Origin of the sequence: Stackebrandtia sp. (assembly GCF_035643755.1) — a bacterium.
Lineage (GTDB): Bacteria > Actinomycetota > Actinomycetes > Mycobacteriales > Micromonosporaceae > Stackebrandtia.
The window spans coordinates 1-7,946 of the sequence record NZ_DASQPW010000249.1; the positions used below are offsets into that span (position 1 = coordinate 1).

7 protein-coding genes are annotated in these 7,946 nt (G+C 68.5%); 6 read left to right on the forward strand and 1 reads right to left on the reverse strand.

Features of this window, described 5'->3' with window-relative positions:
* The 4 genes from VE172_RS19075 to VE172_RS19090 form a co-directional block, all read left to right on the forward strand.
* On the forward strand, positions 1 to 2,763 hold a 2,763-nt coding region (locus VE172_RS19075), incomplete at its 5' end, for an ATP-binding protein (RefSeq protein ID WP_324803554.1).
* A 200-nt stretch (positions 2,764 to 2,963) separates the two neighbouring features.
* Positions 2,964 to 4,628, forward strand: coding sequence for a hypothetical protein (locus VE172_RS19080; protein WP_324803555.1), 1,665 nt, complete (start codon positions 2,964 to 2,966; stop codon positions 4,626 to 4,628).
* A 12-nt stretch (positions 4,629 to 4,640) separates the two neighbouring features.
* On the forward strand, positions 4,641 to 5,150 hold the full coding sequence (locus tag VE172_RS19085) for a hypothetical protein (RefSeq protein ID WP_324803556.1): 510 nt from the start codon (positions 4,641 to 4,643) through the stop codon (positions 5,148 to 5,150).
* A gap of 50 nt (positions 5,151 to 5,200) precedes the next feature.
* Positions 5,201 to 6,358, forward strand: a complete 1,158-nt coding sequence (locus VE172_RS19090) for a M23 family metallopeptidase (RefSeq protein WP_324803557.1) — start codon at positions 5,201 to 5,203, stop codon at positions 6,356 to 6,358.
* Here VE172_RS19090 and VE172_RS19095 read toward each other — a convergent pair whose 3' ends face one another.
* A complete protein-coding gene (locus VE172_RS19095; protein WP_324803558.1) occupies positions 6,359 to 6,811 on the reverse strand; it encodes a winged helix-turn-helix transcriptional regulator in 453 nt (150 codons plus the stop codon).
* A 66-nt stretch (positions 6,812 to 6,877) separates the two neighbouring features.
* Between VE172_RS19095 and VE172_RS19100 the strand changes: the two genes are divergently transcribed.
* Complete coding sequence (locus VE172_RS19100) at positions 6,878 to 7,582, forward strand: maleylpyruvate isomerase family mycothiol-dependent enzyme (RefSeq protein ID WP_324803559.1); 705 nt, start codon at positions 6,878 to 6,880, stop codon at positions 7,580 to 7,582.
* A 26-nt stretch (positions 7,583 to 7,608) separates the two neighbouring features.
* A partial coding sequence (locus tag VE172_RS19105; protein ID WP_324803560.1) for a VOC family protein occupies positions 7,609 to 7,946 on the forward strand: 338 nt, incomplete at its 3' end.

Genomic DNA, 7,946 nt, shown 5'->3' on the forward strand with positions numbered 1-7,946 from the left:
CGCCTGTCGACGCGGCCCGCCCCGCCGATCTCTCCCGCGCCGCCCGCAGTGCCCGCGCCCGTGCCCAGCATGGAGCCCCATCGGCACAACGAGCTGGTGCCCGTGCAGAAGACGTCCGAGGAGGACCGCCGCAAGGAGAAGCCGCGTCGGCTTCCCAAGCCGCCCAAGCACAAGGACCGCTCGGCGGCCCAGGAGCTGGCGATCACCGAGATCGCGGGGCACGCGACGTTCACGCCGACGGCCGTCACCGCCTGGTACAAGCTGCCCGAGGTCCGCTGGGCGTTTCGGCCCGACGCCGAGCGCGAGGCGCTGATCTCCGCGATCTCCGAGCAGTACGCGGGAATGGCCGGGTACCGCCTGCACCTGCGGCGCACCACCCGACCCTTCCCCGCCGACCAGTGGGCGCGCACCGTCGACAACAACACGCCGCGGCCGCTGCCCGCGGTGGCGGGGGCGGCGAGCTGGGGCGACCACCTGGTCAACGCCCAGCACCACCTGCACCAGGTGCAGCACGCCGAGGGCGAGACCTACCTGGGCATCAGCTTCGCCCGCCGCACGCTCACCGACACGCTCGGCGAGAAGTTCGGCCGGGTCTTCAACCGGGGCACCAAACACAGCGAGCGCACCCGCATCGAGCGGGCCACCGAGCAGTTCGACGAGGTGCTGGGCGCCTACGGCGTGCGGGCGCGGCGCGCCACCAGCCACGAGCTGGAGTGGCTGATCTACCGCTCGGTGGCGCTGGGCATGGACCCGCCGAACCTGCTGTCGTCCGTCCGCAATGGCCTATGGGAGCCGGGCGACGTACTGGCGCTGACCGAGCACATCGAGCGATACCGCACCCCGTACGGCTCGACCGTCAAGCTGGTCAATCGGCTCACCGACGAGGAACGGCACGTCGCGGTGTTGACCGTGGGCCGCATGGAGGACCTCGAGATCCCCGAGCGGCACGAGCCGTGGCTGCACTTCCACGAACGGGCGCCGTGGCCCATGGAGATCTCGTCCCGCATGGACGTTCTGGGGCCGGGCGAGGCGTTTCGCAACCTGGAGCACCGCCTGCGGATGATCCGCTCCCAGCAGCACGACTACGACGAGCACGCCATGGACGCACCGCCCGAACTGGAGCGTCTGGCACAGCGCGCCCTCAACGTCGGCGACGAGATGACGACCGGCATGGCCACCGACGCGGCCCGCATTCACGGCTGGCACCGCCTGGCGGTGTCGGCCGACGACCGCGACGAGTGCCTGGAGCGGGCCCGCAAGGTGATCCAGATGTACAACCGGGATCTGCGGCTCTCCTTGCAGCACCCCAAGAATCAGGACTGGCTGGCCCGCGAGTTCGTCCCCGGGGAGCCGGTGGCCAACACCGGTTACCTGCGCCGGATGCCGGTGCGGCTGTTCGCGGCCTCGCTGCCGCAGGCGGCATCCACCGTGGGCGATCACCGCGGCGACCTCATCGGGCGCACCAGCGGCACCTGCCGCCGCCCGGTATTCCTGGATCTACATTTCCCGATGGAGATCCGGGAGCGCTCGGGTCTGGCGGTCTTCGTCGCCGAGCCCGGCGGCGGTAAGTCCACATTGATGGGTTCGCTGGGCTACCTGGCGGCCCGCCGCGGCGTCCAGGTGACCCTCCTGGACCCGTCGGGCCCGCTGGCCCGGCTGTGCGAGATGCCGGAACTCAAGCCCTACAGCAAGGTGCTGAACCTGACCGGCTCCGAGCCGGGGACCCTGGCGCCGTACGCGCTGATCCCCACCCCGAAGCGGGAGCACTGGGACACCGGCCCCGAGGCCGACCGCGAGTTCCACATCGCGGTGTCCAACGCCCGCGCCGAGCGCCGCATGCTGGTGCAGGACATCTGTTCCATGCTGGTGCCGCCGCAGGTGGCCCGGGAGGCCAACACCGCCCGGCTGCTGCGGCACGCCGCCCGCCAGGTGCCGGCCGAGGAAACGTCCACACTGGAAGACATCGTGGACTGCCTTCAGGACCAGGGCGAGGAGGGCTCGGAACTGGCGGCCCTGCTGCTGGACACCGCCGAGATGCCGCTGGCCATGCTGTTCTTCGGCTCCCCGCCCGCGGACATGCTCACCGACGACGCGATCCTCACCGTCATCACCATGGCGGGCCTGCGGCTGCCCGACCTGAAGATCGAGCGCGAGTACTGGTCCGCGGAGGAGGCCCTGGCGCTTCCCATGCTGCACACCGCCCACCGCCTCGCGGTGCGGCGCTCCTACGGCGGCGACATCAACCGCCGCAAGCTGGTCGGCCTCGACGAGGCGCACTTCATGGAGGGCTGGCGATCGGGCCGATCCTTCCTGGTGCGCATGGCGCGCGACTCCCGAAAGTGGAATCTCGCGGCGCTGGTGGCCTCCCAGAACCCCACCGACATCCTGGGCCTCGACGTCCAGAACCTGGTGTCGACGGTGTTCGTGGGCCGCATCGCCGAGGACCCCGAGATCGCCGCCGAGGCGCTGCGGATGCTGCGGGTGCCGCGCGACGTCGGCTACGAGCAGACCCTGGCGTCGCTGTCCGAAATCGACAGCACCGGCACCGCGAAGCTCCCCTACCGCGAGTTCATCATGCGCGATGTGGACGGACGGGTGCAGCGGATGCGCGCCGACATCTCCTACGTGCCGGGTCTTCTCGAACACCTCGACACGACGCCCGGTGGCCGCGAGGCCGCCGAACGCCCCGCCAACGCCCCCACCGAGATGGGAACGGCGTCACAACGCACCGGACCGGCCGGAAGCCAGATGGGATCGGGATAGCCATGACTGCCCCTCAACGACTTCGACGAATCTTCGTGCGCCTGGCCGTGGTGGGAGTGGCGGCCGGTGGGGTGTTGTTGTTCAGTTCGGGAACGGCCAACGCGGACGGCAAGTGCTCCACCGTCGAGTGGCACAACAAACCCAGCGAGTGTGCGAAAAAGTTGCCCGCTGAACCCAAGAGTATGTGCAAGGAGCCGCCGGTGGCCGAGGCCCCCGACGCGGGTATGGCGGGATGGTTCGCACAGGAACCCGAGTGGTATCACGACAAGAAGTACAAGAACGTTAGAGTCCCCGAGGGACAGTATACTGTATATGGATACGGCGGTTACCAGCTTCCCACTTACGATCTGGGATGTGCCGGAGATGCGGTACCCAGCAAGGACGGCGCGGGCAACTCGATGGCCAATCTCGAGTTCACCATCGCCACCGGGATCATCGGCGCTTCCAACGGCCTGCGCGAGGCGGCCTGGGAACCGGCCGGGATGTGGGGCTGGGCCGACAAGTTCGTCTCCAAGGCCACCCACGCGATCTACACCAAGGTGTTCTCCCCGTTCGGCGCGATCACGGTCGGACTCGTTGGCCTGTACCTGATCTGGCGCTCGCGCCAGGCCGACATGTCGATGGCGGTCACCACCGCGGGCTGGGCGGTGTTGGTGCTCATCGTGGTCACCGCCGTGGCGCGCTGGCCCGTCGAGTCGGCCAACTTCGCCGACGAGGGGCTCACCCAGTCGTTGAGTGTCGTGCAGGACGCGATCGGACCGCCCGCCGACAATAACTGTTCCGGTTCCTGCAAAGACTTGCGAAGCCCAGCGATGCGCGCATCGGACATGGCCACCGGTGAGATCCTTTACGAGAACTGGATTCGCTCCGAGCTTGGCCAAAACGAAAAAGTCACCTACAAACGAGACTCCAAAGGCGATGTCGTCAAGGACGGCAATGGAGATCCCGTAGTCAAGAGCGGTAACACCGCGTACAAGTACGGTCCCGCACTTTACGATGCGACAGCCTTCACCTGGGAGGAGATCCGAAAGGCCCGTTCTGACTCTAACGAGCGCCATCGCATCGTTGCCTCTAAGGAAGCCGAGTGGCGCAATGTCGCCGCCGCCATCAAGAAGGAGGACCCGGAGGCCTACCAGAACCTCACCGGCCAAAACGGCTGGGACCGGGCCGGAACCGGGCTGTTGGCGATCCTGTCGGCGCTGTTCTTCGCGCTGTTCGACATCACCGCGTCCATCCTGATCATCCTGGGATTCCTGTTGATCCGCTGGGCGGTGGTCGCGTTGCCCCTGATCGGCACGATCGCGATCCTGCGCCCGGCCTCGGGCGGCTTCAAGCGCCTGATATCGGCCGTGGTCGCCGCGATCATCAACGTGGTGGTGTTCGGTGTCGCCGCGGCGGTGTATCTGTTCGCGGTCAGCCAGATCCTGTCGGCCGGAATACCCGGCTGGCTCCAGGTCACCCTGATCGCGTTGATCGGCGCGGCCGCCTGGATGCTGCTGAGACCCTACCGCCGCATAGGTTCCCTGCGCGGCGGCTCCAGCATCGCCGACGCCGCGCTCGGGCGCCGACGATCCACGGTGAACGTCAACCAGAAGATCACCATCAAGGACAAGACCGGCCGCCCCGAGGACGTCGCCGAGGACGCCGCGGCGGATGCCAAGTCCAGCAAGGAACCCCTGATGGCGGCGTCCAAACGCGGCGGCGGCCGCTCCCCCACCAGCCCGTCGGCGGGTCTGCCGTCGCGTCCGGCGCCGGGCCGCTCCGACAGCGGCTCGCGGTCGGGCTACTCGGTCTACCGCCCCAGCGGTTCCGGCAGCGGCTCGCGGGCCGGTGACCGTCCCCTGGTGACGGTGCGTCCCGATTAGGAGTCCCACCCCATGACCCGGAAAGTTATGCGGCTGTTGGGGTCGCGCTACGGCATCGCGGCGATCCTGCTGCTGGCGGTGATCGCCGTGGTGGTGATCGCCAAGGCCAACAGCGATCCCAACCCCGGCAACGGCGTCAACAACGGCTCGACGTACTCCGACGACGCGGGCAGCGGCGCGCCCAACGACGGCATGGAGGACCCGGGCTCGGACGCCAAACCCTCCAGCAATCTCCCGGCCAAGGCCGTGGACAACGCCAAGGCGTTCACCAAGGCATACATCGACACGGATAAATCCCAGAAGGACTGGTTCGCGGGCATCAGCCCGTATCTGACCGGCGAGAAGAAGCAGGAGCTGAAGCAGACCGATCCGTCGCGGGTGCCCATCAAGGAAATCCGGGGCAAACCGGAGCTGACGGGCAATAATGTCAACTTTCAGACCGACGCGGGTTTGCTGTTGCTGCGGATGGTCGAGCAAGATGGAAAGTGGCTGGTCGACGGGATCGATTTCCAGAACCCTTGAGCCGTCGACACCGCCGAACCCCGTAGCCACCTAACCAACGGACACACCACATGGAGACCAACGCCGAGGCCACCGAGCCCGAGGTCGACGGTGCGCTGCGTCGCCGCGTCCGCAAAAGACTCTGGTGGTCGATCGCGGCGGGCGCCATGGCCCTGTTGTGCTGCGGCGGCGTGGTCGTCTACATCATCTCGCTGACCCTGTCGGCCAGCGACGACTGGGCGATGAACACCACGGGCTGCGGCTCCGGCGACACCGTCGATGTGAACGGGCCCTTGCCCTCGGTGCGTCACCTCAACAAGGAGCAGATGGGCAACGCCGCCACCATCGTCCAGACCGGACAGAAGCTGGACGTGCCGCCGCGCGGCTGGATCATCGCCGTGGCCACCTCCATGCAGGAGTCCACACTGCACAATTACGGGAATCTGGGCACCAGCAACGACCACGACTCGCTGGGCCTGTTCCAGCAGCGCCCCTCCAAGGGCTGGGGCACCCCCGACGAGGTCACCGACCCGGTGCACGCGTCCACCAGCTTCTACAAGAGCCTGCGGAAGATCCCGCACTGGCAGGAGCTGGATCTCACGGTGGCCGCCCAGACCGTGCAGCGCTCGGCCTTCCCCGACGCCTACGCCAAGTGGGAGCCGATGGCCACGGACGTGGTGAACTCGCTGACCGACGGCGCGGGCCGCGCCGCGGCCGACAACGGCAAGGCCGGCAGCTGCGCCAAGGGCGCGCAGATCGCGGCCTCGGGCTGGACGGCGCCGGTGAAGGCGCCGATCGTGTCGGGCTTCCGGCCCCCGGACCGCCCCACCCACTACGGGGTCGACCTGGGTGCCAAGCGCGGCACCGACATCCACGCCGCCAGCGGCGGTGTGGTGATCACGGTGGAGTGCAACGCTTCCCTGAACGGCGCGCCGTACTCGTGCGACAAGGACGGGTCGGTGTCGGTGCTGGGCTGCGGCTGGTACGTCGAGGTGAAGCACGCCGACAACATCATCACCCGCTACTGCCACATGCAGGAGCACCCGTACGTCAAGGTCGGCCAGAAGGTCCAGGCCGGAGAGGTGCTGGGCATCTCGGGCACCTCGGGCAACTCCTCGGGGCCGCACGTCCACTTCGAGGTGCACACCGGCGGGGACGTGGCCACCAACGACAACGCGATCGACCCGATCCCGTTCATGGAGCAGCAGGGCGTCAAGCTCGGTAAGTGACTACCCGCGCGGGACGAAGTCGGGGCGGGCCTCGCCGCGGATGTCCTGGTGCTCGACCGTCTCGTCGCACTGTGGACAATGGAACCGCTGGACGATCTCGGTGCCGCAGGTGTCGTGGACGAAGATCGCGGGCCCGGGGCGCACCCAGCGGTCGCCCCAGGCGGTCAGGGCCATCAGGGTCGGCTTGAGGTCGGCGCCCATCTCGGTGAGCACGTAGTCGTGGTGGTCGGGCCGCCCCGTGGGCACGGCGCGCAGGATTCCGTTGTCCACCAGGGCGTTGAGGCGCTTGGTGAGGATGTTCGGCGCGACCCCCAGGACCTGTTGGAACTGGGAGAAGCGGGTGTAGCCCCGAAAGATCGCGTCGCGCAGGATCAGCAGGGTCCAGCGTTCGCCGACCAGTTCCAGGGTGCGGGCCGCCGAGCACTCCTGCGTGTCGTAGAGCCTTCCCAGCATCGCTTCTCCCAACTTGCTTCATGAAAGTGTCCATGCTAGCGTGATAAAAGCTTACAGACTAGCGTCATGCAAGTAACTTCAGAGAAGGGGCATCCCGCCATGACCACGGGCATCGACGTATACCAACACCTCAGAACCCGGCTCCTCGAGCTCGCCGCCACATTGGACGAATCGGGCGCCGAGGCCCCGGTCCCCGCGCTCCCGCTGTGGACCATCCGCGACACCTACGCGCATTCCGTCGGCGTCGCCGCCGACATCCTGTCGGGCAACACCGACCGGCGCGGCGCCCCCGAATGGACGGCCGTCCAGGTCGAGGACCGCGCCAAGCTCACACTGGACGAAATCTGCGCCGAGTGGACCGCCGCCGCCGACCGCTTCGACGACAGGCTCCGCGCCGACCGGGGTACGTGGCCCAGCGCCTTCGACCTGTGGCACCACGAACAGGACATTCGCGCCGCCCTCGACCTCCCCGTCGACCGCGACCCGGACCGGCTCCGCTTCGTCCTCGGCACCATCGCGCAATCCGCCACCGCCAACTGGCCCGACCACACCCCCGCGGTGCGCCTCGTCGCCGACGACCTCGACGCCGAGTGGCAACTCGGCCCCGACAACCCCACCGCCACGGTGCACGCCAGCGGCTACGAGCTCGCCCGCGTCACGGCGGGCCGCCGCAGCCGCGCCCAGGCCGAGGCGCTCGGCTGGGACAACCCCTCGCCGCACTTCGCGAAGCTGCCCGCCTTCTCCTTCCCCGAGCGGGACCTGGTGGAGTAGCGCCCCCCGCGGCCTATGCTGCCCCGATGACGCCGAGATTGAGAGTCATCGAGCTGATCGTCGCGGATCTGGCCGCCTCACTGGACTTCTACCGCCGCCTCGGCCTCGACATCCCCGTGGGGGCCGAGGCGGACGAACACGTCGAGATCGACCTCGGCGGCGTGCGGATCTCCTGGGACACCGTCGCCCTCATCGAACGCATCAACCCGAGGTACGTCCACCCCTCGGGCGGCCCCCGCGTCGCCCTGGCCTTCGAGTGCGCGACACCCTCCGAAGTAGACACCCGCTACGCCGCCCTCACCGCCGCCGGCGCCCGCGGCGAACTGGCGCCCTTCGACGCCGACTGGGGACCGCGCTACGCCGT